The sequence below is a fragment of the Bacillus sp. FSL R5-0422 genome (assembly GCF_038610765.1).
Lineage (GTDB): Bacteria > Bacillota > Bacilli > Bacillales > Bacillaceae > Bacillus > Bacillus pumilus_O.
In genome coordinates, this window is record NZ_CP152014.1 from 1,205,704 (window position 1) to 1,230,660 (window position 24,957).

Annotated in this window: 28 protein-coding genes, 1 pseudogene, 1 riboswitch and 1 other annotated feature; of the genes and pseudogenes, 23 read left to right on the top strand and 6 right to left on the bottom strand. The window is 42.6% G+C overall.

All coding sequences use genetic code 11. The features are described 5' to 3' along the window. Window positions 1-34: 34 nt before the first annotated feature. On the bottom strand, window positions 35-1,351 hold the full coding sequence (locus MKX52_RS06010; protein ID WP_342491666.1) for a trypsin-like peptidase domain-containing protein: 1,317 nt from the start codon (window positions 1,349-1,351) through the stop codon (window positions 35-37). A 160-nt stretch (window positions 1,352-1,511) separates the two neighbouring features. On the opposite strand from MKX52_RS06010, the gene proG reads away from it, so the two are divergent. From proG to MKX52_RS06060, 10 genes are all read left to right on the top strand, one after another. After that, a complete protein-coding gene (proG, locus tag MKX52_RS06015; protein WP_342491667.1) occupies window positions 1,512-2,333 on the top strand; it encodes a pyrroline-5-carboxylate reductase ProG in 822 nt (273 codons plus the stop codon). Window positions 2,334-2,522: 189 nt separating this feature from the next. Then, window positions 2,523-3,347, top strand: a complete 825-nt coding sequence (locus MKX52_RS06020; RefSeq protein WP_088004308.1) for a M55 family metallopeptidase — start codon at window positions 2,523-2,525, stop codon at window positions 3,345-3,347. Window positions 3,348-3,365: 18 nt separating this feature from the next. Further along, window positions 3,366-4,301, top strand: coding sequence for an ABC transporter permease (locus tag MKX52_RS06025; protein ID WP_003211100.1), 936 nt, complete (start codon window positions 3,366-3,368; stop codon window positions 4,299-4,301). Further along, on the top strand, window positions 4,298-5,260 hold the full coding sequence (locus tag MKX52_RS06030; protein WP_088004309.1) for an ABC transporter permease: 963 nt from the start codon (window positions 4,298-4,300) through the stop codon (window positions 5,258-5,260). The genes MKX52_RS06025 and MKX52_RS06030 overlap by 4 nt, the downstream gene beginning before the upstream one ends. A gap of 7 nt (window positions 5,261-5,267) precedes the next feature. Continuing rightward, complete coding sequence (locus MKX52_RS06035; protein ID WP_012009674.1) at window positions 5,268-6,275, top strand: ABC transporter ATP-binding protein; 1,008 nt, start codon at window positions 5,268-5,270, stop codon at window positions 6,273-6,275. Further along, the gene (locus MKX52_RS06040) at window positions 6,275-7,897 is read left to right on the top strand and encodes a peptide ABC transporter substrate-binding protein (RefSeq protein ID WP_342491668.1); all 1,623 of its coding nucleotides are present in this window, start codon (window positions 6,275-6,277) and stop codon (window positions 7,895-7,897) included. The genes MKX52_RS06035 and MKX52_RS06040 overlap by 1 nt, the downstream gene beginning before the upstream one ends. Before the next feature lie 111 nt (window positions 7,898-8,008). Beyond that, window positions 8,009-8,950, top strand: coding sequence for an LD-carboxypeptidase (locus MKX52_RS06045; protein WP_144503399.1), 942 nt, complete (start codon window positions 8,009-8,011; stop codon window positions 8,948-8,950). After that, a complete protein-coding gene (locus MKX52_RS06050; RefSeq protein ID WP_224925179.1) occupies window positions 8,947-10,026 on the top strand; it encodes a dipeptide epimerase in 1,080 nt (359 codons plus the stop codon). The genes MKX52_RS06045 and MKX52_RS06050 overlap by 4 nt, the downstream gene beginning before the upstream one ends. After that, window positions 10,026-10,943: a C40 family peptidase gene (locus tag MKX52_RS06055; protein WP_342491669.1), complete on the top strand. Its 918-nt coding sequence runs from the start codon at window positions 10,026-10,028 to the stop codon at window positions 10,941-10,943. Before MKX52_RS06050 ends, MKX52_RS06055 begins: the two co-directional genes overlap by 1 nt. Further along, window positions 10,933-11,901 carry an oligopeptide/dipeptide ABC transporter ATP-binding protein gene (locus MKX52_RS06060; protein WP_342491670.1) on the top strand — a complete coding sequence of 323 codons (969 nt, stop codon included), beginning with the start codon at window positions 10,933-10,935 and terminating at the stop codon, window positions 11,899-11,901. Before MKX52_RS06055 ends, MKX52_RS06060 begins: the two co-directional genes overlap by 11 nt. 38 nt (window positions 11,902-11,939) lie before the next feature. On the opposite strand, the gene MKX52_RS06065 is transcribed toward MKX52_RS06060, so the two are convergent. Then, window positions 11,940-12,821 (bottom strand): arginine deiminase family protein, encoded by an 882-nt coding sequence (locus MKX52_RS06065; RefSeq protein ID WP_342491671.1) that lies wholly within the window; start codon window positions 12,819-12,821, stop codon window positions 11,940-11,942. Window positions 12,822-13,000: 179 nt separating this feature from the next. Between MKX52_RS06065 and MKX52_RS06070 the strand changes: the two genes are divergently transcribed. The 5 genes from MKX52_RS06070 to MKX52_RS06090 all read left to right on the top strand — a co-directional run bounded on the left by MKX52_RS06070 (window position 13,001) and on the right by MKX52_RS06090 (window position 16,084). Beyond that, window positions 13,001-13,522: an acyl-CoA thioesterase gene (locus MKX52_RS06070; protein WP_342491672.1), complete on the top strand. Its 522-nt coding sequence runs from the start codon at window positions 13,001-13,003 to the stop codon at window positions 13,520-13,522. A gap of 114 nt (window positions 13,523-13,636) precedes the next feature. Beyond that, window positions 13,637-13,963 (top strand): PadR family transcriptional regulator, encoded by a 327-nt coding sequence (locus MKX52_RS06075; protein ID WP_151020881.1) that lies wholly within the window; start codon window positions 13,637-13,639, stop codon window positions 13,961-13,963. Window positions 13,964-13,967: 4 nt separating this feature from the next. Continuing rightward, window positions 13,968-14,720: a hypothetical protein gene (locus MKX52_RS06080; protein WP_342491673.1), complete on the top strand. Its 753-nt coding sequence runs from the start codon at window positions 13,968-13,970 to the stop codon at window positions 14,718-14,720. A 311-nt stretch (window positions 14,721-15,031) separates the two neighbouring features. Further along, window positions 15,032-15,520, top strand: a complete 489-nt coding sequence (locus MKX52_RS06085) for a small multi-drug export protein (protein WP_342491674.1) — start codon at window positions 15,032-15,034, stop codon at window positions 15,518-15,520. A gap of 18 nt (window positions 15,521-15,538) precedes the next feature. Beyond that, window positions 15,539-16,084 (top strand): GNAT family N-acetyltransferase, encoded by a 546-nt coding sequence (locus tag MKX52_RS06090; RefSeq protein ID WP_144474169.1) that lies wholly within the window; start codon window positions 15,539-15,541, stop codon window positions 16,082-16,084. Window positions 16,085-16,101: 17 nt separating this feature from the next. Here the strand turns inward: MKX52_RS06090 and MKX52_RS06095 are convergent. Both MKX52_RS06095 and MKX52_RS06100 read right to left on the bottom strand, forming a co-directional pair. Next, window positions 16,102-17,142 (bottom strand): annotated as a pseudogene (locus MKX52_RS06095) (trifunctional transcriptional activator/DNA repair protein Ada/methylated-DNA--[protein]-cysteine S-methyltransferase); the annotation flags it as partial. A gap of 171 nt (window positions 17,143-17,313) precedes the next feature. Continuing rightward, window positions 17,314-17,448, bottom strand: coding sequence for a YrzI family small protein (locus MKX52_RS06100; protein WP_119124746.1), 135 nt, complete (start codon window positions 17,446-17,448; stop codon window positions 17,314-17,316). A 220-nt stretch (window positions 17,449-17,668) separates the two neighbouring features. Beyond that, window positions 17,669-17,777: riboswitch (guanidine-I (ykkC/yxkD leader) on the top strand. Between the two features lie 66 nt (window positions 17,778-17,843). Here MKX52_RS06100 and MKX52_RS06105 point away from each other — a divergent pair. Together MKX52_RS06105 and MKX52_RS06110 are read left to right on the top strand one after the other, a co-directional pair. Continuing rightward, window positions 17,844-18,173 (top strand): multidrug efflux SMR transporter, encoded by a 330-nt coding sequence (locus tag MKX52_RS06105; protein WP_012009689.1) that lies wholly within the window; start codon window positions 17,844-17,846, stop codon window positions 18,171-18,173. After that, window positions 18,170-18,484, top strand: a complete 315-nt coding sequence (locus MKX52_RS06110) for a multidrug efflux SMR transporter (protein WP_012009690.1) — start codon at window positions 18,170-18,172, stop codon at window positions 18,482-18,484. Before MKX52_RS06105 ends, MKX52_RS06110 begins: the two co-directional genes overlap by 4 nt. Before the next feature lie 32 nt (window positions 18,485-18,516). Here MKX52_RS06110 and MKX52_RS06115 read toward each other — a convergent pair whose 3' ends face one another. After that, window positions 18,517-18,702 carry a hypothetical protein gene (locus MKX52_RS06115; protein WP_034663011.1) on the bottom strand — a complete coding sequence of 62 codons (186 nt, stop codon included), beginning with the start codon at window positions 18,700-18,702 and terminating at the stop codon, window positions 18,517-18,519. Between the two features lie 162 nt (window positions 18,703-18,864). Between MKX52_RS06115 and purU the strand changes: the two genes are divergently transcribed. The 6 genes from purU (at window position 18,865) to MKX52_RS06145 (ending at window position 24,410) form a co-directional block, all read left to right on the top strand. Then, window positions 18,865-19,767 carry a formyltetrahydrofolate deformylase gene (gene purU / locus MKX52_RS06120; protein ID WP_012009692.1) on the top strand — a complete coding sequence of 301 codons (903 nt, stop codon included), beginning with the start codon at window positions 18,865-18,867 and terminating at the stop codon, window positions 19,765-19,767. Between the two features lie 43 nt (window positions 19,768-19,810). Continuing rightward, window positions 19,811-20,030 (top strand) — a binding site (T-box leader). Window positions 20,031-20,085: 55 nt separating this feature from the next. Then, a complete protein-coding gene (proB, locus tag MKX52_RS06125; protein ID WP_342491675.1) occupies window positions 20,086-21,183 on the top strand; it encodes a glutamate 5-kinase in 1,098 nt (365 codons plus the stop codon). Between the two features lie 12 nt (window positions 21,184-21,195). After that, window positions 21,196-22,446, top strand: a complete 1,251-nt coding sequence (locus tag MKX52_RS06130) for a glutamate-5-semialdehyde dehydrogenase (protein WP_342491676.1) — start codon at window positions 21,196-21,198, stop codon at window positions 22,444-22,446. A gap of 122 nt (window positions 22,447-22,568) precedes the next feature. Then, window positions 22,569-23,705 (top strand): tetratricopeptide repeat protein, encoded by a 1,137-nt coding sequence (locus MKX52_RS06135; protein ID WP_012009696.1) that lies wholly within the window; start codon window positions 22,569-22,571, stop codon window positions 23,703-23,705. After that, window positions 23,695-23,829, top strand: a complete 135-nt coding sequence (locus MKX52_RS06140; protein ID WP_012009697.1) for a hypothetical protein — start codon at window positions 23,695-23,697, stop codon at window positions 23,827-23,829. The genes MKX52_RS06135 and MKX52_RS06140 overlap by 11 nt, the downstream gene beginning before the upstream one ends. Window positions 23,830-23,981: 152 nt before the next feature. After that, the gene (locus tag MKX52_RS06145) at window positions 23,982-24,410 is read left to right on the top strand and encodes an organic hydroperoxide resistance protein (RefSeq protein WP_012009698.1); all 429 of its coding nucleotides are present in this window, start codon (window positions 23,982-23,984) and stop codon (window positions 24,408-24,410) included. Between the two features lie 32 nt (window positions 24,411-24,442). Here the strand turns inward: MKX52_RS06145 and MKX52_RS06150 are convergent, their stop codons facing one another. Further along, window positions 24,443-24,889 (bottom strand): MarR family transcriptional regulator, encoded by a 447-nt coding sequence (locus MKX52_RS06150; protein ID WP_342491677.1) that lies wholly within the window; start codon window positions 24,887-24,889, stop codon window positions 24,443-24,445. Between the last annotated feature and the right edge of the window lie 68 nt (window positions 24,890-24,957).

A 24,957-nucleotide genomic window follows, 5' to 3' on the forward strand; every position in this document is an offset into this window, starting at 1 on the left:
AAATCATTTTGATTTTAGCCCTTTTCCTTTTGCGTTAGGAACTGACCTGCTTAGATTCAGTTTGTGTTAATGTCACCTTCTTCGTTTCTTCTTTTCCATTTCGAATGAGTGTGATGCTCACGGTGTCTCCAATCTTTGTATTCGTGTATAGCTCATGACGTAATTCGCTTCCGGTTTTGATTTGTTTCCCATTGATGGCGGTCATGACATCCTCTGACTTTAAGCCGGCTTTGGCGGCAGGTGAGCCTGCGGCGATTTCTTTGACGTATACGCCTTGATCAAGCTGACTATTTTTGAGACCGAGTGTTTCTTTCTGATACACGTCCGGGACTTGTTCGAGATCTAGCATGCTGATGCCGATATATGGACGCTCAATCTTTCCTTTTGTGAGAAGCTGATCGGCGATTGGTTTGACATCATTGATTGGGAGCGCGAATCCGATGCCCTCAACACCTGTTTCAGAAATCTTCATACTCGTGATCCCCACGACCTTTCCATTAGTCGTAAGCAGTGGTCCGCCGCTGTTTCCTGGGTTTATAGCCGCATCTGTTTGAATCACATTAATGCTGCTTTCGCCTGCTGATGTGTTCATAGAGACTGTTCGATCGACACCGCTGACAATTCCTTGTGTCACGGTTCTTGATAGATCTTCACCAAGCGGGTTTCCAATTGCGATGACGGTTTCCCCAGCACGCAGCGAGGAGGAATCGCCTAATGCCGCGACCTTTGTTACATGACTGCTACTAATTTCTACAACTGCTAGGTCAGTCAGCGGGTCAGCTCCGACCAATTTACCTTTGGTGGTTTTGCCATCGTGCAAGGAGACTGTAAGTTTATTTGCCCCTTCAATGACGTGGTTGTTTGTTAAGACATAGGCTTTGCTGCCGGATTTTTTGAAAATCACTCCTGAGCCTGTACCTGTTTTTTCCTCTTGGCTGCTTTTATTTTGCTGTGATTCATCAAAAGGCGTATTGAAATCACCAAAACTCATGTCTGTTTGACTTTGCGCTTGATAGTTTGTAATGCCGACAATGGCTGGCGATACATCTTCGACCATGCTTGAGATGTTGTTTGATGAATGTGATGTTTGGACAGCGGTTGTTTTTGACGAATTGGCACTTGTATCATTTGTCGATACACTTTCTGTTTTTGTTGCCGAATTGCTTGCTGTATTGTCTGATGCATGCTGGGCATATGGCGTAAGGACATAAACACCTAATGCTAGTATGCCGCCCACAACGCCGCTAACAAATGGTTTAAACCAGCCGTTTGGCTTCTTCTTTTGTTTTTGTGGCTGTTTCAATGTTTGAATTTCATGAGAAGGTTGGTTTTCATGTTTGTGATGTGTCATTCGAATCACTCTCTTTCTTTCATTTTTCATGGTTGGTTCAGGGGGGGGTAACCTTATGTGTGGTTTGATCGTAAGAAAAAAGTGTGGGATAAAAATGAAAACATTGTGGGAAATTGTTAAAATAAGTAGTGAATCTAAGCAAAATAGAGGAGATTAAACTGTGGAGACAATTGGAATCATTGGATATGGAAGCATGGCAGATATGATGGTGCAAAAATGGTTGGAAAAAGAAGTACTCAATGTCCATCAAATCATGATCCATACAAGAAGTGAAACAGACCGCCTGCTTCAACTCAAAGATAGGCATCAAGAAATAAATATCTGCTCATTAAACGAACTTTCTGCATGTGATGTACTTTTTATCTGCGTGCCGCCGCTTGCTGTACTTGATGTACTCGATCAACTGCCTTCAGCAGCCAATTCGGTTCATATTGTGTCAGTAGCTGCGGCTGTGACGTTAGACAAGTTATCAAAGCATACGACTCAACCAATTTCAAGATACATCCCAACGCTCACGTCAGCTGTTGGAACAGGCGTATCCCTCGTTGCGCATGGCGAAACTGCTGGGGAGGAAGAAAAGGCACGTTTGCATCGTCTCCTTTCAGCTTTTAGTATCGTACGTGAAATAGAGGAAGATCAGTTTGATGCGGCGAGTAACTTGACAAGCTCATCTCCTGGTTTTATCGCTGCTCTTTTTGAAGAAATGGCGAAAGCCGCTGTGAGAAATAGTGAGCTTTCCTTAGAGGAAGCGTATGAATTTTTAACATATGCGCTTTTAGGAACAGGTCAAGTCCTTGTAGAACGAGGCCTCACCTTTGCTGAAACCGTCGATAGAGTGGCGACAAAAGGGGGCATTACAGGAGAAGGCGCCGAGGTGATTCAAAAGCAGGCACCTCAGATGTTTGATGATCTGTTTACACAAACCATGAAGAAATATGAACAACTGAAATCACAGATTAACGAAGCGGATAAACACCACTAAAGACATAGTTAGTGGTGTTTTATTTGTTAAAAAAATCCTTTCGCACTCAGTCTATTGACCTGTATTATCTGAGTCTAATTTCCTTATTTTCAGACATTGTATTGAAAAATCAATCAAGTAATCATATAATTTTTTAGAAAATTTAGAAAAATATACACAAATTTTAAGTTTAATTAAAGGGGGATGGGGATGAAGCTCTATGTATCTGTCGATATGGAGGGAATTACTGGTCTAGCTGATCATACATTTGTCGATGCCCGTCAGCACAATTATGAGCGGGGCAGAAAGATCATGACGGGTGAAGTGAATGCCTGTGTGGAGGCACTTCTTCAGCATGGCGCAACCGATATTCTGGTCAATGACAGTCATTCTAAAATGAATAATTTGTTGATTGAAGAATTGCATGAAGAGGCATCTCTTATATCTGGTGACGTCAAGCCTTATTCAATGGTTCAAGGGTTAGATCAAACCTATGCCGCTGCTGTATTTTTAGGCTATCATGCGAGGGCGTCTATGAAAGGTGTGATGTCCCACAGTATGATTTTTGGTGTCAGACATTTTTACATAAATGATCATCCAATTGGTGAAATGGGTTTTAATGCGTATGTTGCAGGCTACTATGGTGTGCCGGTGATTCTTGTTTGCGGAGATGATCAAGCAGCACTTGAAGCAGAAAAGCTGATGCCTGGTGTGAAAACAGTGGCAGTGAAAGAGACCATCTCAAGATCTGCTGTGAAATGTCTCACTCCTGCCAAAGTCAACCAACAAATCTCGCAGCAAGTGGAAGCCGCAATGAAACAGATTCATCACATCAAGCCGCTGACGCCTCCTGATCAGCCGCTACTGAAGATTGAGTTTGCCAATTATGGACAAGCTGAATGGGCGAATTTAATGCCTGGTACTGCGATGATTGAAGGGACAACAACGGTGACGTATCAAGCAGAGAATATATTAGAGGCCTACCAAGCGATGCTTGTCATGACAGAGCTTGCCGCACGTACAACATTTTGTTAAGCGAGGGGGAGACGGCAGATGACCAGCTTTTTGCTCAAGCGTTTTATAGCGATGATTGCCACGATTTTAACGATTACGACGTTAACGTTTATTTTAATGAAGGTCATCCCAGGATCGCCCTTCAATGAAGAACGAAATACAAACGAAACCGTTCAGCGAAACCTCGAAAGCTACTATCACTTAGACGAACCACTGTATGTTCAATATGTCATCTATTTAAAATCCATCGTTACCTTTGATTTTGGTCCTTCCATTAAAAAGCCTTCTGAAAGTGTCAATGATCTATTGGCGAGAGGCTTCCCAGTCTCATTAGAACTTGGTCTTATCTCAATATTGATTGCTGTCATCTCCGGCATCCTGCTAGGGGTCATGGCTGCCCTCCGGCACAATGGCTTGATTGATTATATCGCCATGACCATTGCTGTTTTCGGTATATCCATTCCAAACTTTATCTTTGCTACCTTATTAATTCAGCAACTTGCTGTGAATTTGAAGCTCTTTCCTACAGCGATGTGGACAAGTCCGATGCATATGGTGCTACCAACCATTGCTCTTGCCGTTAGTCCGATGGCCATAATTGCTCGGTTAACAAGATCGAGCATGATTGAAGTGCTGTCTCAGGACTATATTCGCACTGCTAAAGCAAAAGGACTTTCTCCCTTTAAAATTGTGTTCAAACATGCGCTTCGAAATGCGCTTTTGCCTGTTGTGACCATTCTTGGCACACTTGTCGCAAGTATTTTAACAGGAAGTTTTGTCATTGAAAAAATCTTTGCGATTCCTGGCATGGGAAAATACTTTGTCGAGAGTATTAATAACCGTGATTATCCTGTCATCATGGGAACCACTGTTTTTTACAGCATCATTTTAATCACACTTCTTTTCATTGTTGATGTGGCGTATCGCCTGCTTGATCCGAGAATTCAGCTACATCAGAAAGGAGGAAAGGCATGAGTATACATTTGCAGCAGGATCAACCGAATCCACATCCTGAAGTGCCGGACGATTGGTTTTCTCCGAGAGAGCAAAAGAAAATGGAGGCACATGCCATTAAAAGACCCTCTCTTTCGTATTGGGCGGACACATGGAGACGACTGAAGCAAAATAAGCTTGCGATGTTTAGTCTATCCGTATTGATTTTTCTTTTTATCATGGCACTATTAGGCCCATTGCTTGCACCTAATAGCGTGACAGAACAGCGTCTTTCGATGCAAAATCTGCCGCCATCCGCTGCTCACTGGTTCGGAACGGATGAGCTTGGACGAGATGTGTTTACACGTACATGGTACGGGGCGCGTATTTCTTTATTTGTAGGCGTCATGGCAGCCCTGATTGATTTTGCTATCGGCGTGATTTATGGAGGCATTGCCGGTTATAAGGGCGGGAGATATGACCATGTCATGATGCGAATCGTCGAGGTGCTCTACGGTCTTCCTTATTTACTTGTTGTCATTTTATTGATGGTTCTAATGGGACCGGGTCTTGTCACCATTATTGTAGCGCTCACTGTCACCGGATGGATTGGAATGGCAAGAATCGTGAGAGGTCAAGTTCTTCAACTGAAAAGCCAGGAATATGTCCTTGCCTCAAAAACTTTTGGTGCAAAGAGCCTGCGCATCATTCGCCGCAACCTGCTGCCGAATACGATGGGACCGATTATCGTTCAGATGACTTTAACTGTACCAACTGCGATATTTGCAGAAGCGTTCCTAAGCTTTCTTGGTTTAGGCATTCAAGCGCCGTTTGCAAGCTGGGGCGTGATGGCCAATGATGCGCTGCCGACAGTGCTATCAGATAATGGACATTGGTGGCGTTTATTTTTCCCTGCGTTTTTTATTTCACTCACGATGTTTTGCTTTAACAATTTAGGTGATGGCTTGCAAGATGCGCTTGATCCGAAGATGAAGAGGTGATGGCGCTTTGAAAAAAGTTCTACAAATCATCGATCTGCACGTCAGCTTTCGGACATATGGCGGCTCAGTTCGAGCGGTACGCGGAGTGAATGTGGATGTATATGAAAAAGAAACCCTTGCCATTGTAGGAGAGTCAGGCTGCGGGAAAAGTGTCACTTCACAAAGCATTATGAGGCTGCTACCAGCTTACAGCGCTCATGTTGATCAGGGAGAAATATGGTTTGAAGACCGCAATTTACTGTCTTTATCTGAAAAAGAAATGCGCGCCATAAGAGGTGTCGATATTTCGATGATTTTCCAAGATCCCATGACCGCACTGAATCCAACTTTGACAATCGGCGATCAGCTCATGGAGGCGGCAAAGGAGCATCAAAAGCTGACGAAAAAAGAAGTGAAAGAAGCCGCTATTCGGATGCTTGATTTGGTCGGCATTCCGCAGCCGAAGGAAAGGCTAAAGCAATACCCTCATCAGTTCAGCGGGGGAATGAGGCAGCGGCTTATGATTGCCATGGCGCTGATTTGCGAGCCTAAAGTGTTGATTGCTGATGAACCAACGACAGCGCTCGATGTGACCATACAGGCACAAATATTAGAGCTGTTTAAAGAGATTCAGAGAAAAACAGGTGTCACCATCATTTTAATCACACACGATTTAGGGGTCGTAGCCCAAGTCGCAGACCGAGTGGCGGTTATGTACGGGGGGAAGATGGTGGAGGTCGGAACGAGGCGAGATATTTTTTACAGTCCGCAGCATCCTTATACAAAGGGACTTCTGCAATCCGTTCCAAGACTTGATATGAAAGACGAACTCGTTCCAATTGAAGGAAGCCCGCCTGATTTATTTGCTCCGCCAAAGGGCTGTCCGTATACAGATCGCTGCCCTGCCGCTATGAAGGTATGTGATCATATCATGCCGCATGAAACGCAGCGCTCACCTACTCATACAGTGCATTGCTGGCTCCAAGATGAGCGTGCGCAAACCGTTTTATCTTCAACACAAAGGGGGAGTTTTTGATGAAAAAAAAGGGATGGATCATCATTATATGTTTGTTCACAATCATGCTGCTCGCAGGATGTACAGCCAATGAGCAAGCAGGGAAAGGATCATCAAGCAAAGAGGGTGAAAAGAAAGTATTAACCTTAAATAACGAAAACGAACCGACGTCGTTTGATCCTCCGATTGGTTTTAATAATGTATCGTGGCAAGGACTCAATAACCTAATGGAGGGATTAACAAGACTGAATGAAAAGCACGAACCATCTCCTGCAATGGCGGAAAAATGGGAGATTTCAAAGGATGGAAAAACGTACACGTTCCATTTAAGAGATGGCATCAAGTGGTCAAATGGTGATCCAGTGAAAGCGAGTGACTTTGAATATGCGTGGAAGCGGCTGCTTGATCCGAAAACAGGCTCCTCCGCATCGTTCCTAGCATACATGATTGAAGGCGGAGAGGCATTTAACAGCGGAAAAGGAAAGAAAGAAGACGTGAAAGTTAGCGCTGAGAATGACAAAACGCTTAAGGTCACACTGGCATACCCGCAGAAATCGTTCTTAAATATGACCGCAAACCCTGCCTTTTTTCCTGTCAATGAACAGGTAGCGAAGAAGGACCCAAACTGGGCAAAAGACGCCAAAACCTTTGTCGGAAATGGACCGTTCAAGCTGACAGAGTGGAAGCATGATGAGAGCTTTACAATGGCAAAAAGTGAGACGTATTGGGACGAAAAATCAGTTAAGTTAGATCAAGTGAAGTGGCTGATGATCAGTGATCGAAACACAGACTATCAAATGTATCAATCAGGAGATTTAGATACTGCCTTTGTCCCAGCAGAACAAAGTGAAAATCTGCTGAAAAATAAAGATGTACAAATTGAAGACCAGGCTGGATTGTTCTTTTATCGTCTGAATGTAAACATGGAACCTTTTCAAAATAAAAACATCCGCAAAGCATTTCAAATGGCGATCAATCCGCAAGATATCGTAGATTATGTGACGAAAAATGAAGAGAAGCCAGCACGCGCCTTTGTCTCGCCAGGCATTCTAGATTCAAAAGGCGAGGATTTCAGAAAAGCTGGCGGTGATCTTGTGAAGAACGATAAGAGTGAAGCTGCAAAGCTATTAGAAAAGGGGCTGAAAGAAGAGAACTATTCAAAACTGCCAGCCGTCACATTGACATACAGTACAAAGCCTGAGAATAAGAAAAAAGCTGAAGCCATCCAGCAGCAGCTGAAAGAAGCGCTAGGTGTAGATGTGAAGCTTGCCAACATGGAAGCCAATGTATTTGCTGAAGATCAAAAGGCACTGAAATTTCAATTCTCACAAAGTTCATTTTTAGCAGACTATGCAGATCCGATCAATTTCCTAGAAAGCTTTCAAACAGGGAATGCCATGAACCGGACAGGGTGGTCAAACGATACCTATGATCAACTGATTAAAAAGGCAAGTCAGGAAGCAGACGAGCAAAAGAGAAACAACATTCTTCATGATGCAGAGGCACTTCTCATTGAAGAAGCACCGATCATCCCGATTCATTTTTATAACCAAGTTCATTTACAAAAAGAAGGCGTGAAGGGGATTGTTCGTCACCCTGTTGGGTATATCGATTTGAAATGGGCGCAAGTAGATGGAAAATGATATTAGAATCAAAAGACGCTTTGAAATAAAAGCGTCTGTTCCTTTATTTGTTCATGTTATGAAGCAAAAACCCATAGATTGAAAGAAACAAAGAGAAAGAGGGGATACGGCATGAGCCAGCTGCCAGTGGCACTTCAAACAGGGGATACAGTGGGGGTTATTGCCCCAGCAAGCCCGCCTGATGAGCTGAAATTAGCAAAAGGGATTGCCTTTTTAGAAAGCCTCGGGCTAAAGGTGAAAAAAGGGAAGTATTTGGACCGGCGGTATGGATATTTAGCAGGTCATGATCATGAAAGAGTGGAAGATCTTCATTGCATGTTTCAAGATCCAGAGGTGAAAGCGGTTATTTGTGCTTGCGGAGGATACGGGACTGGCAGACTTGCGGAAGCCATTAACTATGACCTGATTCGCCGGAATCCAAAAATCTTTTGGGGCTACAGCGATATTACGTTTTTACATACGGCGATCCAGCAACAGACAGGTCTTGTGACGTTTCATGGTCCAATGCTCTCCTCTGATGTGGGACTTGAAGAGGTCCATCCTTATACGAAAGATACCTTTTTACAGCTGTTCGCACCGAAAGCCTTTACGTATGCGCACCACTTGTCGCCCCTTCATACTTTCTATCCGGGCACCGCTTCAGGTGAGATTGTAGGAGGAAATCTTGCCCTCATCGTCACAACACTTGGTACACCTTTTGAAATCGATACGAAGGGAAAGCTTTTGTTCATTGAAGATATTGACGAAGAACCCTATAAAATTGATCGAATGATGCAGCACCTCACATCTGCTGGGAAATTGGATGATGCGGCTGGATTCATCATTGGAGATTTTCATCAATGTGAGCCAAAAAAGAAAGATCAGTCCCTCACATTGAATCAAGTATGGGACACATATATTGTGCCGCAAAAGAAGCCTGCACTTGGGGGCTTTCGGATCGGTCATTCTTCTCCGAACTTTGCCATTCCAATGGGCACACAGGCTGCATTAGATGCGACAGGAAAAAAACTGCACATTTCTCCAGGCGTTGCAGCGAAAGAGGCGATCACATGAAAATCGTCGATGTTCGCACATGCAGAATGAGTGTACCACTAAAAAAGCCTTTCAAAACCGCTTTGCGAACGGTGTATGACGCAGCATCTCTGATCGTTATCGTCACATATGATCAAGGTGACGTCAGCTACGGAGAGGCAGTTCCGACTGCCGTGATTACAGGTGAGACGCTGGAAAGCATCGACTATGCCATCTGTGAAGTGATCAGACCGATCTTACTTGGGGCTTCCTTGTCTGAGTATGAACAAATTTTTTCTCGAATGAATCGTGTGCTCGCTTGCAACACAAGCGCAAAGGCAGCGGTTGACATGGCCATTTATGATGGCTTAGCGAAGCAGGCAGAACTTCCCCTTTATCAATACCTTGGCGGATATCGCAGTCAGCTTGAAACCGATTATACGGTCAGTGTAAACCGTCCACTTGAGATGGCGGAAGATGCGAAGCAATACGCAGCAGAAGGCTTTCAGACATTAAAGATCAAGGTAGGAAAAGATGACATAGACACGGATATTCAGCGAATCAAGCGAATTCGAGAAAAGGTCGGGCCAGATATTCAGATCAGGCTCGATGCGAATCAGGGCTGGACGTGGAAGGAAGCGGTCGTAGCCATTCGGAAAATGGAGTCACTGAATATCGAACTAGTCGAGCAACCAGTGCCAAAAGAAGATATCGAAGGCCTGCGCCGTGTGACGGAGGCAACAGATACACTGATTATGGCAGACGAAAGTATTTTTAGTTTTCATGATGCAATCAAAGTGCTTGAAACGAGAAGCTGTGATTTGATCAATTTAAAATTAATGAAATCAGGCGGCATAAAAGAGGCTTTAAAAATTAACGCTTTAGCAGAAGCATACGGCGTCAAGTGTATGGTTGGCAGCATGATTGAGTCAAAACTTGGGATTACAGCAGCCGCTCATCTCGCCGCAAGTCAGCCGAATATCACACGCTACGATTTTGATGCCCCGCTGATGCTAAAAGAGGACATGGTAGACGGAGGTATCTTATACAAAGGAAAAGATATCTTTTTCTCGCCGCAACATGGGTTAGGCATTCGAGGGGTGAAAGGAGTCTCATGATGATATTTGAATCAAAGGTTGCAGTCGCGAACGTATGGACAACGCCGCAGTCACCGAGAGAAATGGATCAAAAGGTACTTCAGAGCTCCTTCAAAATGAAAGAGTGGATTGACAAGCAAACATATGAAGAAAAACTGGCTTTATGTGAAGAAAATCTGATTCAGTCGCAAGTACTGCTCGGTGAACGAGTCATTGGCTTAGAAGAGACAGACGGCTGGATGAAGGTCGTCATTCCGCAGCAGGCCACCCGGAAACATCCGCAAGGCTACCCTGGCTATATACCTGCGAACCAACTAAAGCAAGTGACAGAAGGAAGTGCGCCAGCTATATCTCATATCGTTTGTCAGAAAAAAGCCATGCTCTATCGAAACGGGCAAGCGGACATGGAAATTAGTTTTTTAACAGAGCTCGCAGCTGTAGAAGAAACGAGTGATCGCTTTCGCGTTGTCACACCAGCAGGGACGAGAGAAATCAATAAAACAGATGTGCAACCAGTTTCATCCACTTCCGCTATGACTGGAAAAGATGTTGTAGAGAAGGGAAAACAATTTATTGGTCTTTCGTATTTATGGGGTGGTATGAGCAGCTTTGGCTATGACTGTTCGGGCTTTGCTTACAGCATGTATAAAGCGTGCGGATATCTTTTGCCGAGAGACGCAAGTGACCAAGCAGTGCAAGGTACACCGATCGCATCAAGCCATTTAGAACAAGGCGACTTATTGTTTTTCGCCAATGACAACGGAAAGGGAGCTATACGCCATGTTGGGATTTATGCAGGTGACGGTATGATGCTTCACTCGCCTAAAACCGGCAGAGAAATTGAACTTCTTTCCCTTTCTGGCACTTCATATGAAAAAGAATGGGCAGGTGCAAGACGGTATTTGCCAAGCGAAGGGAGCAAAGGTCATGGCAGTTGAACCACTTTTACAAGTAAACAATCTCAAAAAACACTTTCATCTATCGAAGGGAAGAACGTTAAAAGCACTAGACGGTGTCTCCTTTCAGTTGAAACAAGGCGAAACATTTGGCCTTGTTGGCGAGTCCGGCTGCGGGAAATCCACACTTGGAAAAGTGCTTATGCGCCTTTATGAACCGACAGATGGAGAAGCCTTGTATGAAGGGAAAAGCCTTCATCACCTTTCACAAAAAGAATCCTTTGATTTTAATCGGCAAATTCAAATGGTGTTTCAAGATCCGTATTCTTCCCTGAATCCGCGGCTGTCTGTCAAAGATATCATGCTGGAGCCAATGGAGATTCATCACCTTTATGGGAGTCAAAAGAAAAGGGTGGCCCGGGTGAAAGAACTACTGGAGGCGGTTGGACTTAGCTATGACTTTGCCACGCGCTATCCCCATGAATTCAGTGGAGGGCAGAGGCAGAGAATCGGTATTGCAAGGGCACTCGCCTTAGCACCGAAATTTATTGTGGCAGATGAGCCAATTTCTGCACTAGATGTCTCCGTTCAAGCGCAGGTTGTGAATCTGCTTAAGAAATTGCAAAAGGAGGAAGGGCTGACATTTCTCTTTATTGCGCATGACCTGTCGATGGTCAAATATATCAGCGACCGAATCGGTGTCATGTATTTAGGTCATCTCGTCGAATTGACCAGTAGTGATGCGTTATATCAAACACCGCTGCACCCATACACACAAGCCTTGCTGTCAGCGATCCCCATTCCAGATCCTGACGTGGAGGACAAGCGCAAAAGGTTCATTTTAAAAGGAGAAATTCCAAGTCCAGTGAATCCGCCAAGCGGTTGTGTATTTCGAACAAGGTGTCCTGCAGCGATGGATGTGTGTGCTGAAAAAAAGCCAACATTACAAGCGGTAGAAGAGGGGCATGATGTCGCCTGTCATTTATACGACCGGACATAAAAATAGATAGAAAAAAGCCAGCAAGTAGACAAGCTGTTCTACACGCTGGCTTTTTTAGTGGATGAACGTCGAATCGGTAATGTACAGCATCTAAAAGACCCACCAGATTTAATGATTTCTGAAAAATCCACTTCAATGACAGTGTACCCGTGAGCGGTTAATGCAGCATTTGTTTCTTGATTGATGGGCAAACTGATCACTTTTTTCTGTCCAATAGATAAAACGTTAGGTCCGAGTGTGAATTGCTCTTGTTTGCTTATTTCAATGAGATGATAATGCATGTTGAGCAAGTGAAGATCCTCTTTTTTGAACGCTTCAGGATAAATCAACATCTCATCATGAGAGAGAATATTCATCACACAATCGAGGTGCAAAATGTGAGGAGGAAGATGAATGGGAATAATGTCATGATCCGGCAGTTCTTTTTTGAGTTCATAGATAGCGGCTGGGTTTGTTCTTTTGCTCATTCCGACAAATACACGTGTTTGGTCTACAAGTACATCGCCGCCTTCAATCGTTCCGTTTGTCAGGCTAACAGTTTTGAAGCCATTTTCCTGTGCCCACTCTTTTAATAATTGTTCTTCTCCTTGCCGAACCGGAGCAGCCATGCTTGAAACAAAGAGTGTATGTCCAATCGTAAACCCAATATCCCGAGTAAAGACTTGCTCAGGATAGCGGTCATTTGCAGGAAGCATAATGGGACGTACTTGATGGTTTTTTAGGATTTGGATCAATTGCTTATGCTGAGCAATGGCTTTCATTTGAGAAATATTTTCTCTTGCAAAATGTTTTTGGGTTTCGTTGATGATCTGTTTGATTTCCATATAGATGGGGCTGCATAAAAGGACTTCTTGTAAATTGTCATATTCACTCATACATTGCGGCATTTTGTGTATTTGTTCTGCTCTTATAGAATCCATCAAATGGCCTCCTTGTTTGTTCATAGTTCTATTATTCCTCGCTTTAGTCATGGTTGAAACATTTCCGATAGAAAATCTCTCACGAGAGACTAAAGCAAAAAGTTTAGACAAACCTAAAAGAATAGTGTTTAATAAAAGTCGTTCCGCATTCACGAAAACAGCAAGAAGGAGCTATGATGATGGGTGAAGAAAATTTCAAATACTGCAAGGAATCAAAAGTTGTCAAAACCAGCAGGGTATTTCCTCTCGATACGAATAATCACCAAACCTTATTTGGCGGAAAATTAATGAGTTATATAGATGACATTGCCTCCATCTCGGCAGCAAGGCACAGCCGAAGTGAAACGGTTACGGCTTCGATGGATTCTGTTGACTTTTTAGAGCCGATTGGACAAAAAGAGTCAGTATGCTTGGAATCCTATGTGACGTGGGTTGGCACGTCTTCCATGGAAGTGTTCGTTAAAGTCATGAAAGAAAACTTGATGTCTGGAGAACGCAGACTTGCAGCCACTTCATTTCTGACATTTGTCTCGTTAGATGAAGACGGAAAACCTAAACGAGTTCCGCAGGTGATGCCTGAAACAGAGGAAGAAATCATGCTGCATCAAACAGCAAAACAGCGAGCTGAAGAAAGAAAAAGCCGCCGAAAGCATAGCAAGGCGCTAGCTGACGCACTTGGGACAGATAAACCATGGGCGTAAAAATCACCCTTTAAGCGGTGATTTTTTTCTAGGGTGGTATCTTGCATGGCAAGATAGTGTGTGGTAAGATGATGCTATCTTGTGATGCAAGGTACTGGAATCGGAGGAACAAAGATGACAACATCCACACAAATGCTAAAAGGAATTTTAGAAGGCTGCCTGCTGTCGATTATTTCAGAGGGTGAGATTTATGGATATGAAATGACGAAGAAGCTTGCTCATTATGGGTTTGATCAAATTAGTGAAGGAAGTATCTATCCGATCCTGCTGCGTATGCAAAAGGCACAGCTCGTGACCACTGTCACAAAAGCATCAGCAAGCGGTCCGAAAAGGAAATATTATACGCTCACTCAAGCTGGCGAACAAGCGCTCACAGAGTTTATTACCCGCTGGAGTGAGCTTTCAAAGAATGTAAATTGTTTACTACAAAAAGGGAAGTGAGATTATGGTATCAAAAGAAACAAGACACGTTCTACTAGAGCTGAAACTCTATCTCATCTCAAAGGGGAAAAATCAGGATGAAATTGATGAGCTAATGGATGAACTGACGACACATGCGGTCGAGGCTGAAAAGGACGGTAAAACAGGAGAGGCTTTGTTTGGCGGTGATCCGCGGGGCTATGCTGATGAACTGGCAAAAGAGATGTCAGGAAACCATAAAGATTGGGTTCCCTTCGTTAGTGCCTTCTTAATTGGATCACTCTTTTATATGATTTTATCAGATGCGATCAGTCAAAGCTTATCCTATTCTTGGTATGCATTGATTGGTTATCCGCTCGTTTTAGTGGCTAATGTCATCATGATCATTGTGATGTTTAGAGCGTCTGCCTTTCAAATAGGCAGCCGGGCATTTCTTTATTTTTGGATCTTAGGCATCTTTCAGTTGACTTCAATGGTCACCATCAAACTATTGGATCAAAAACTTGGCACACCATTACTTGTGCTGACCTCAGGTCAAAGATGGGGCGTCATCCTGCTTATGCTGTTATGTATCATTGTCTTTAATGCGCTCATGAAAGCGAATCTCATTTCACTGATTCCGATCATCTTTTTCGGACCGCAGCTCATATTCGAATGGATTGGCTGGACATCACAAGGCGTTCTTCTCTTGCAAAGTCTACTATCTATTGTGATCATAATTGGGCTTGTGCTCATTGTTTTACGCCGGACGAATAAGAAAAATGAAAGCACGATGTAATAAACAGAGCACATCCCATCGGATGTGCTTCAGCGTGTAGACAAACCCTCGCATTCGTTGTCAGATCTGCGCTTCGGTGCTCACGAATGTTAAATTCGCTCCGCTCCGATGCTCGTCCTTCCTAGACTGCAAAGGTTTTCTATCACGCTGAAAAGAAGACAAAGGGCTAAAATCAAGATCATTTTAGCCCTTTGTCAACAATCTGAGCACATCCCATCGGATGTGCTTTTCTTTTTCTAAAAAAATGTAGAAATGGTAGCGTATTTTTCATTACAATGGGAAGAGGACAAAAATGAAAAGGGGTTCTGTATTTGGATATTTTATGGGGATATGTACTTGTGTTTGTATTGGCTGCTTTGCCTTTTTTTGAAGTGGTAGGGGTTGTTCCGTTAGCGATTTTAAGTGGCATGCATCCTGTACCGGCAGCAGTTATTGGATTCATCGGTAATTTTTTTACTGTTTTCCTTCTCATTGTTTTCGTAGACCGTTTTAAAGCATGGCGGTTAAAGAAGAAAGAGGGAAAAACTGATGAAAAAGGAGAAAAAAAGCAGCAGCGGGCGAGAAAAATTTGGGAACGCTATGGTCTCCCAGGATTAGCTCTATTCGGACCTTTTATCATTGGCAGTCATTTAGCGGCGTTTATGTGCATGAGCTTTGGAACAAAAAGAAAGCAAGTCGCAGTATGGATGACAGTCAGTTTAATCATGTGGACAGCGCTGGCAGCTAGTTTAACCGGTGCGGGATTCCATTACTTTGCCCCAGATTCAAATGGATTGTTCGGAGATATATTTAGTCAGTAAGCAAGGGGAGGATGAGAAATGCAGCATCAAACACGGACGGTGCTTGAAACAGAGCGGCTCAGGCTGAGAACGATGAATGAACATGATGCCCCATTTTTATATCACATGTTGTTTCAAGATGAAGAAGTGATGAAATATTATCCTTCTTTGAAGGATGAGCAGCAAACGAAAGAGTGGATTGCATGGAATCAAAAGAATGACCGCATGTATCATACTTCTCTCTGGATCATTGAAGACAAAGAAACGAATGAACCACTTGGACAAAGCGGGATTGTTTTGCAAAACATCGAAGGACAAACCGAACTTGAAATCGGCTATATGCTTAAGAAAGCAGCGTGGGGGAATGGCTATGCTGCTGAAGCCGCAAAGGGCTGTCTCACCTACGGCTTTGAAGAAATGAAGGTCAGACGAATGGTGAGCTTAATTCGCCCGGATAATGAGGCATCGGTAAAGGTCGCTTTAAAAATGGGCATGAAAAAAGAAAAAACCATTTCAAAATGGGACCAAATCATTGATGTATACAGTATCAATCGCAACGAAGAAAACGGCTCGCTTACAAAATAAGCAGAGCCGTTTTTTTATATCCGCTGTTCTAGCTGAAGTAAATATTTCTTTCGTTCGATCCCGCCGCCGTAGCCGCCGAGTTCACCACTTGTTTGAATGACGCGGTGGCATGGAATGATGATCGCCAACTGATTGGCACCATTTGCATTCCCTACCGCCCGGACCAAATGCGGGTCTCCCAGCTTCACAGCAAGATCTAGGTAAGAACGAGTTTCGCCTGAAGGAATGCGTGTGAGCAGGTCCCACACCTTCATTTGAAAAGGAGTGCCATGCAAGGAAAGTGGGACTGTAAACTGCGTCAGTTTTTTCTCGAAATATAAGGTCAATTCCTTTGCCAATTGTTGATGGACGTTTGTTTCCCCGACTAAAATGCGGGCATGATGCTTTTTTCTCATGTTTTCAATTTCCTTTTCAAGTCCTCGCCTGTCCATAAATTCCAGTAAATACACATGCGCTGCATCTGTCACGCTTATCATCCGTCCAATCGGTGTAGAAATAAAATTGGCATGGAGAATCTTAGTGTGTGCCTTTTTAGGGGGATTGCCCATAATTTTCGTAAAAGCATCATTGAAGGCACTCGAAGATTCATAGCCCAAGGCGACCTGCTGGTCAATCACTTTCTTTCCATTCAGAATTTCTTTAAAGGCAAGTCCCATTCGGCGTGATCTTGCATATTGAACAAAGGTCATGCCATAGATTTCTTTGAATTTCCGCCGTGCCGTTGCAGAGTGAATGCCTAGCTGACGAAAGTCCTCTTCTTTCCAGCGTTTTTCAGGATGTGTTTCAACTGCTGAAACGAGTGTTTTAACTTCTTCTGGAATGCTGTTAGGGTATGTTAATGGTGTGCAGCGCTTGCACGGACGATATCCTGCTAGCAGTGCTTCCTCTGCTGTAATGAAAAATTCACAGTTCTCATATTTTGGTTTTCTAGCGGTACATGTGGCATGGCAGAAGATACCGGTGGTCTTAATGCCGGCGAAGAATGTGCCGTCATATTGCGGATCCTTGTCAACAAGTGCTTGATAAAATTCATGTTTCTGTTCGTCGGTTATCATCATACGATCCACCTCTTGGTTTTCATTTTTTTGCTGATGCAACGGATGATCTGTAATGCAGCGTCCTAAAGTTAACGTTCATCACTTCAATCTGAGTTCATTATACCAGCGATATGATCGTTCCTTTAAAGTTTGAGCGTGTCTAGCTTAATCTTTCTTCCGGATTTTTTTGTTTTAGTTCATATACTTTAGTTGTTTCTGTTTCATTTCTTCATATAAGGTTTCAACTTCTTGTTCGTAAAGTACGGTCTCTATGTCCTTGTATTTACGCTTGATCGTCAATGTAATAAAAATTAAATGGATTGTCATATACGCTCATTTCCCTTCGGTTAGCAGCACGCAAATATCCCGCAGATCTTCTTGATCAGTTGATCTGTTTCTAACATTTAGTATACGCTGGTTCGAAATCATTTCTTTCGAAAAATGAACAAGTATATTTGAAGAGGGAGAGCAAACTGGTAGACCGGCATATTGGGGTGTGATAAGATTTTTAATACAGAATCTGCTCTCAGTCAGGTCTGTTTATGATGAATTGGTTTTCTAGGGTTCCGTGCGCAGGTGCAGTCTGGTCCGAGAGAAAACACATAAGGTCTTTAAAAGAGACCATATGGACACGGAGGGATAAAAGCCCGGGAGATTTGATCAAACGATCGATTTCCAGGCTTTTTTTGTTGGTTGGAATCGTTCAGAAAGGAGAAGATCAGATGAAATGGGGAAATGTCTTTATTGCGGCCATCTTTGAAGTCGGCTGGGTGATGGGGCTGAAATATGCCAACTCGCTCATAGAATGGGGCGCAACCATCGTTTGTATTATCGTGAGCTTTTATTTACTCATGAAAGCAACAAGTGTACTGCCAGTTGGCACACTTTATGCTGTTTTTACTGGTCTTGGGACAGCAGGTACCGTCGTCATAGGTATGGTGCTTGGTGAGCCGGTTCAGCTTGTCAAACTGCTTTTGATTGTCATGCTTTTGTGCGGTGTATTAGGACTAAAGCTGACAACAGGAGAAAAGAAGGGAGAGGCTGAATCATGAGCTGGCTTTTACTAATTGGAGCAGGCATCTTAGAAATGCTTTGTGTGACCATGATGAATCAATTCCAAAAAGACAAGCATGTCAAATGGATTTTATTCATTGCGGCTGGCTTTTCGATGTCCTTTCTGATGTTGTCTCTTGCGATGAACACGATTCCGATGGGAACGGCATATGCCATTTGGACTGGCATCGGAGCTGCTGGAGGCGCCATGGTCGGTATGCTTTTTTACGGAGAGTCGAAAGATGCAAAACGTATTTTTTTTATCGCATTGATTTTATCTGCGGCAGTAGGATTGAAAATCATTGAATAAGAAAAGGCTGGCAGATAGATGCCAGCCTTTTGTTACATCGAATGATGATTGGAATCGTTTTCATTTTTGCGATAAAGCTGGCTCACAAGTAGAAAACACACACCAAATGTGAGAAAAGGAATAAGTCTTTCACCGGCTATAAAAAGGGAAATACCTGTGATTAGACAAACGATGCCGAGCCAAAAGCTCACTTTTCCAAACAAAGTCATACTTTTCATCTTCATCACTCCTTTTATGATAAAAGGTCTATTCACATTATATCACGCCAGGTGCAGAATTGAATGAATATTCAATAAAAAATAGGGCTCTACATTGCTTTTTCTCTTTCCAGTCCAGTATAATATTTCATTAGAATGAAAACGTAAATGAGGTCATGATACATGAGAACTTTGATAACAGAGAAACTTGAATTACACAGACAAAAGCATGAGCAAAAAGGAAGATTGCTTGTCAGCTGCCCTGATCAGCCTGGAATTGTATCCGCTGTTTCTTCCTTTTTATTTGAGCATGGAGCAAATATCATTGAATCCAGCCAATACACAACAGATCATGAAAGCGGCAGGTTCTTTTTAAGAATTGAATTTGATTGGAAAGACATCTCGGCAAATATGGATCAGTTGAAGCAGCAGTTTGAGCCAATTGCATCTTCATTTCAAATGACGTGGAGCATGTCGCGTGCAAGTGAACTTAAAAAGCTGGCGATCTTTGTGTCAAAAGAGCTTCATTGTTTACATGAGCTCCTATGGGAATGGCAAAGCGGCAATTTGATGGCTGAAATTGCGGTCGTGATCAGCAATCATGAAACGGCAAAAGATACAGTAGAAGCGCTTGGGATCCCGTTCCATTTTGTGAAAGCGAACAAAGACATTCGCAAAGAAGCGGAAAAAGAGCAGCTCGCATTATTAGAAGAGTATGATATTGATGCCATTGTGCTTGCTAGATACATGCAAATTTTAACACCGGGCTTTATAGAACAGCACCCGAACAAAATCATTAATATTCATCATTCCTTCCTGCCAGCGTTTATCGGTGCAAATCCATATAAGCGAGCATATGAGCGAGGAGTCAAATTGATAGGCGCGACTTCTCATTATGTGACCAATGATTTAGATGAAGGACCGATCATTGAACAGGATATTGAGCGAGTAGATCACCGGGATGATGCGGAAGCTTTAAAAAATATCGGTCGAACAATTGAGCGGAGTGTGCTTGCTCGTGCCGTCAAATGGCATCTAGAAGATCGAATTATTGTACATGAGAATAAAACGATTGTATTTAATTGACCGCTTGACTTTTCCTTTGCAATTGGTGATAATATAAAAAAATTAACGAGCGTTGAAAAGGAATAGTAAGCAAGAACTGATGCGTAAAGAGAGCAAATGACATGCTGAAACATTTGCCGCAGACAGCTGCTGAACCTGCCCTTTGAGCCTTAGAGGAAAAATCTAAGCGCATGCCTGGCGTTACAGGAATTGAGTGGAATAAGCTAGAAGTATGCTTATTCAATGAAGGTGGTACCACGGAAAATCCCTTTTTCGTCCTTTACATAAGGAGAAAAAGGGATTTTTTTGTGCCTAAAGGTATAGCGGAGGGAATCAATAATGAAAAAGCAAAGGATCGTCATCAAAATTGGCAGTAGTTCATTGACAGAGCAAAAAGGAGCCATTGATGAACAAAAGATGCAAGATCATGTGAAAGCGATAGCAAAGCTGAAAGAGGCTGGACATGAAATCATTTTAATTTCATCAGGAGCCGTCGCAGCAGGGTTTGGCAGCTTAGGGTATCCATCAAGACCTGTGACCTTAAAGGGAAAACAGGCAGCAGCCGCCGTTGGTCAGGGCTTATTAATGCAGAAATATACAGAACTATTTTCACAGTTCCACATGACACCTGCTCAAATGCTTTTAACCCGTAATGACTTTTCAGATCGTACAAGATATCGCAATGCTTACGCAACGATGATGGAGCTACTGGAAAGAAAAATTTTACCGATTATTAATGAAAATGATTCTGTTTCTATTGAGGAGCTTACCTTTGGTGATAATGACATGCTGTCAGCTCTTGTCAGCGGTTTAATTCATGCAGATCAATTGATCATCTTAACAGACATTAACGGAATTTATAATGCAAATCCAAATGAGCATCCTGACGCGAAGCGTTTTGATGTCCTAACACATATTTCTGAAGAATTGTTTTCGTATGCGAAGAGCACAGGCTCAAAAGTGGGGACAGGCGGGATGAAATCAAAATTGTCTGCTGCACAAACGGCACTTTCACTAGGCGTGAAAGTCTTCATTGGTACAGGTACTGGTGAGGATAAGCTGCTTCATATTCTAGCAGGTCAAGGAGACGGAACGTATATCGGAGAACAGGCCTTATCAGCTGTTAACAACCGCCGTCAATGGATTCAATTTCATTCACCCGTTTCTGGGAAAATCATGATAGATGCAGGAGCAGAAGCGGCGATTTTGCATCATGGCAGAAGTCTTCTTCCGGCTGGTGTCATTGATGTCGCTGGTGACTTTTCTAAAGGAGAGGTCGTTGAAGTCGTCGGTCCGAACGGACTAGTAGGTAAAGGACAAACCTTGTACGCATCCGATGAGCTTCACGGTATTAAAGGACTGCGAAGTGATGAGCTTTCTAATGAAAAGCCTGAAGTTATACACAGAGATCACTGGGTACAGCATGTACAAAACTGAGGAGGGAATATGATGAACGAAGTTCTTGAAAAAGCAAAAAAAGCAAGTATAGCCAAAGATCAGCTGCTCCTAAAAACAACGGAGCAAAAAAATGCAGCTTTACATGCCATTGCAACTGCACTTAAAGCATCTTCCACTTATTTAATCGAAGAGAACAAAAAGGATGTGCAAGCTGCAGAGGAAAAGCAGTTCACGCCTTCTGTTATTGACCGGATTACACTCACAGAAGAGAGAATTGAAGCCATCGCAGACGCGACCCTTCAACTCATTCACCTAAAAGACCCAATTGGTGAAACATTAGAAACCATTCAAAAAGAAAACGGTCTGTACATCGAAAAAGTACGTGTGCCTCTTGGAACGGTTGGAATGATTTATGAAGCAAGACCAAACGTGACCGTAGATGCTGCCACCCTTTGTTTGAAAACTGGGAATGCTGTTATTCTTCGCGGGAGCTCTTCTGCTATTCATAGTAATAAAGCGATTGTGAAAGTGATCCATGAAGCGCTTCACACAACAGATATTCCAGTAGACAGTGTGCAATTAATTGAAGATACAGGTCGTGAAACGGCGAAAACGCTGTTCACTTTAAATGAATATCTGGATGTCCTCATTCCGCGCGGTGGGAAAAATTTAATTGATCTTGTCGTGAGAGAGTCTACCGTGCCAGTGCTTGAGACAGGTGCAGGGAACTGTCATATCTACATTGATGAAACAGCGAAATACGAAATGGCTGAGCAGATTGTGCTGAATGCTAAAACCCAAAGGCCATCTGTTTGCAACGCAATCGAAAGCATTGTCATTCATGAAACATGGGCAAAAACATATGGCGCTTCGTTATTTGAAGCCCTTCATGCAAATGGGGTAGAGATACGGGGCGATGAAGCTGTATGTGCCCTTGCGCCTAGTGCTTCATTAGCTACTACAGAAGACTATGAAACAGAGTTTTTAGCACCGATTGTCAGTATTAAAATCGTAGATAACATAGAAGAAGCGATACAGCATATTCAAACGTATAGCTCCAAGCACTCCGAAGCGATCATTACGGAAAATGATCAAAACGCGTCACTTTTCTTAACAGCTGTCGATGCTGCTGCTGTCTATCATAATGCCTCTACTCGGTTCACAGATGGCTTTGAATTTGGCTACGGAGCAGAAATAGGAATTAGCACACAAAAACTGCATGCAAGAGGACCTATGGGTCTACCTGCCTTAACCTCTGAAAAGTTTGTCATTCGCGGTCAAGGACAAATAAGAGAATCATGAATTCAAAAAGAGAGTCTTGTGACAATAGGCTCTCTTTTTCCTTTCATTTTTGTATTTCTCCGGTCAAGTATGATAAAATATGGTAATGTTTTATATTTTGAGAAGATTGGAGAAGGCAACATATGGCGAAAATCATTCCCTCTTCGGATATTGGAGTGAAAATCAATAAGTGGTATGAATTAATCCGCAGATTTGATTCAGAACAAGCAGAACAATTAAAGCAGGAAATTCGCACCTCTCTTGATTCAATGGAAGAAGATCAGAATTTGCTTCTCTATTTTTCTTTAATGGAATTCAGACATGAGGTCATGCTCGATTATTTAAAGCCATTAAAGGAAGGAAAGCTTCGCGCCAACTTTTCCGAGCTTTCGAAAGAAATAGATGAGCATCAAACACATGTCACAGGCATGCTTGAATACTACTATCATTTTTTCAGAGGCATGTATGAATTTGGCCGTAGGCAGTACATTGCTGCTATTTCGTCTTATCAAAAGGCAGAGCACAAGCTTTCTTTTGTGTCAGATGATATTGAACGTGCGGAATTTCATTTTAAAATGTCAGAAATATATTATCACATGAAACAAACACATATCTCGATGCATCATGCCAAGCTGGCGCTGGAAGTCTATATTCAGCATGAGCTATATGCGCTTCGCACGATTCAATGCGAATTTATTGTGGCTGGTAATTATGATGATATGAGAAGACATGAAAAGGCATTACCACATCTCGAGAGAGCGCTTGCGAGATCAAGAGACTTTCAAAATGTGCGTTTTATTGCTTCCTCTTTGTTTAATATGGGCAATAGTTATTACCGAATGGGAGATCTTGACCGCGCACTCGAACTAATGAAAGAATCCATCTCGTTATTTGACCAAAATCAATCCGATCACCTTCGTCGATCCATAGACCCTCTTTATACAGCCGCTCAGATATTATACAAACAAGGTAAACACGAAGAAGCCTTACACTACAGAGAAGAATGTATGAAGCGAGCAGAAGCACTTCAGGATGACATTCATATTCAAAAGACGATATTTTTAGAAGCATTGTATTTAAAGCAAGATGCGGAGCATATTAAACGAATTTTTCATTTTTTAGAGTCTGCCTATGCATATCCAGATATAGAGGAGCTGGCATTAGACACCGCAAAGTATTATAATGATATGGAAGATTATGAGAAATCTTCCATGTTCTATGGAGAAGCGGAACATGCTCGAATCTATATTCAGAGAGGGGATTGTTTATATGAATTTTAAAAAATGGGCAGTCGTCTGTACAAGCATCACCATCCTAGCGTTATGGCTGACAGCAGCAAATGCCGACCCAGATAACAGAAACCATACGCTACAACAACCAAATGCGCAGCATGACATCATCTAAAAGCCCTTATTAAAGGGCTTTTTTTACTGTCTACATAAAAGAGAGGCGAGAAGGAAATCTTAAAAAAGAGTGTGTATTCGTTGACTCTTGAATTTAAATTGTGTACAATTCAATTGTAGAAAATATTAATGGAGAGAAAGAGGGTTATATATATGTCAGAAGTTTTATTTACTGCAACGGTATCAGCTGTCGGAGGAAGAGAAGGAAAGGTTGTTTCAAATGATGGAGTGCTTGAGCATGATGTAGCAATGCCTGGAACACCAAGAGCGAAAAAAATAGAAAAAGCAACAAACCCAGAGCAATTATTTGCAGCAGGCTACTCTGCATGTTTTGATTCAGCCCTTCAAATGGTCGCAAGACAAGAGCGTATCCGTTTTGAAAGTGAAGTAACAGCACATGTGAGCTTAGTCAAAGACAGTTCAGATGGCGGCTTCAAACTCGGCGTTAAGTTAGAAGTAAAAGGAACTGGAATCGAGCAATCTGCATTAGATGAGCTTGTTCATAAAGCACACGGCGTCTGCCCATATTCAAAAGCAACTCAAGGAAATATCGAAGTAGAATTAGTAGCTGTCGCACAATAATTGATATCATAAAAGGCTGAGGGAATATTCCCTCAGCCTTTTGATTGTGTTAATTTTTGCAAAAGCTCATGCAAAGACGCGCGCAACGTTTTTAACTCTTCGTCCGATCTGCCTGTCCCAGAAAGCATCTGAAATGGAATGGCAGTAGCCTTCTCTTTTAGTTGCTCGCCATATTCCGTTAAACGAATTTGCACAGAACGTTCATCCTCTTTCGAGCGCTTGCGGATGATGAGACCGTTTTGCTCCATCCGTTTCAGCATAGGTGTGAGTGTACCGGAGTCTAAATATAAAAGTTCTCCCATCGTTTTCACATTTAATGTTCCATGCTCCCACAATAAAAGCAGTGCCAAATATTGCGGATACGTAATGTCTAACTCTTCTAATAACGGTTTATACTGCTTCGTCATCTCTCTTGAACTTGCATATAACAAGAAACAAAGCTGATTTTCCAGCTTCATATGTTCGAATTCATTTGTCATGTCAGTCACCAACTATTTTTTGTCATACTTATTATTGTATAAGATTTTCTTCTTTTTTAAAATAAATA

Coding starts and splice junctions, on each gene's coding strand:
- MKX52_RS06010 (WP_342491666.1), bottom strand. CDS start 1,351: ATGACACATCACAAACATGAAAACCAACCTTCTCATGAAATTCAAACA.
- MKX52_RS06020 (WP_088004308.1), top strand. CDS start 2,523: ATGAAGCTCTATGTATCTGTCGATATGGAGGGAATTACTGGTCTAGCT.
- MKX52_RS06025 (WP_003211100.1), top strand. CDS start 3,366: ATGACCAGCTTTTTGCTCAAGCGTTTTATAGCGATGATTGCCACGATT.
- MKX52_RS06030 (WP_088004309.1), top strand. CDS start 4,298: ATGAGTATACATTTGCAGCAGGATCAACCGAATCCACATCCTGAAGTG.
- MKX52_RS06040 (WP_342491668.1), top strand. CDS start 6,275: ATGAAAAAAAAGGGATGGATCATCATTATATGTTTGTTCACAATCATG.
- MKX52_RS06045 (WP_144503399.1), top strand. CDS start 8,009: ATGAGCCAGCTGCCAGTGGCACTTCAAACAGGGGATACAGTGGGGGTT.
- MKX52_RS06050 (WP_224925179.1), top strand. CDS start 8,947: ATGAAAATCGTCGATGTTCGCACATGCAGAATGAGTGTACCACTAAAA.
- MKX52_RS06055 (WP_342491669.1), top strand. CDS start 10,026: ATGATATTTGAATCAAAGGTTGCAGTCGCGAACGTATGGACAACGCCG.
- MKX52_RS06060 (WP_342491670.1), top strand. CDS start 10,933: ATGGCAGTTGAACCACTTTTACAAGTAAACAATCTCAAAAAACACTTT.
- MKX52_RS06065 (WP_342491671.1), bottom strand. CDS start 12,821: ATGGATTCTATAAGAGCAGAACAAATACACAAAATGCCGCAATGTATG.
- MKX52_RS06070 (WP_342491672.1), top strand. CDS start 13,001: ATGGGTGAAGAAAATTTCAAATACTGCAAGGAATCAAAAGTTGTCAAA.
- MKX52_RS06075 (WP_151020881.1), top strand. CDS start 13,637: ATGACAACATCCACACAAATGCTAAAAGGAATTTTAGAAGGCTGCCTG.
- MKX52_RS06080 (WP_342491673.1), top strand. CDS start 13,968: ATGGTATCAAAAGAAACAAGACACGTTCTACTAGAGCTGAAACTCTAT.
- MKX52_RS06090 (WP_144474169.1), top strand. CDS start 15,539: ATGCAGCATCAAACACGGACGGTGCTTGAAACAGAGCGGCTCAGGCTG.
- MKX52_RS06100 (WP_119124746.1), bottom strand. CDS start 17,448: ATGACAATCCATTTAATTTTTATTACATTGACGATCAAGCGTAAATAC.
- MKX52_RS06105 (WP_012009689.1), top strand. CDS start 17,844: ATGAAATGGGGAAATGTCTTTATTGCGGCCATCTTTGAAGTCGGCTGG.
- MKX52_RS06110 (WP_012009690.1), top strand. CDS start 18,170: ATGAGCTGGCTTTTACTAATTGGAGCAGGCATCTTAGAAATGCTTTGT.
- MKX52_RS06115 (WP_034663011.1), bottom strand. CDS start 18,702: ATGAAAAGTATGACTTTGTTTGGAAAAGTGAGCTTTTGGCTCGGCATC.
- purU (WP_012009692.1), top strand. CDS start 18,865: ATGAGAACTTTGATAACAGAGAAACTTGAATTACACAGACAAAAGCAT.
- proB (WP_342491675.1), top strand. CDS start 20,086: ATGAAAAAGCAAAGGATCGTCATCAAAATTGGCAGTAGTTCATTGACA.
- MKX52_RS06130 (WP_342491676.1), top strand. CDS start 21,196: ATGAACGAAGTTCTTGAAAAAGCAAAAAAAGCAAGTATAGCCAAAGAT.
- MKX52_RS06135 (WP_012009696.1), top strand. CDS start 22,569: ATGGCGAAAATCATTCCCTCTTCGGATATTGGAGTGAAAATCAATAAG.
- MKX52_RS06140 (WP_012009697.1), top strand. CDS start 23,695: ATGAATTTTAAAAAATGGGCAGTCGTCTGTACAAGCATCACCATCCTA.
- MKX52_RS06145 (WP_012009698.1), top strand. CDS start 23,982: ATGTCAGAAGTTTTATTTACTGCAACGGTATCAGCTGTCGGAGGAAGA.
- MKX52_RS06150 (WP_342491677.1), bottom strand. CDS start 24,889: ATGACAAATGAATTCGAACATATGAAGCTGGAAAATCAGCTTTGTTTC.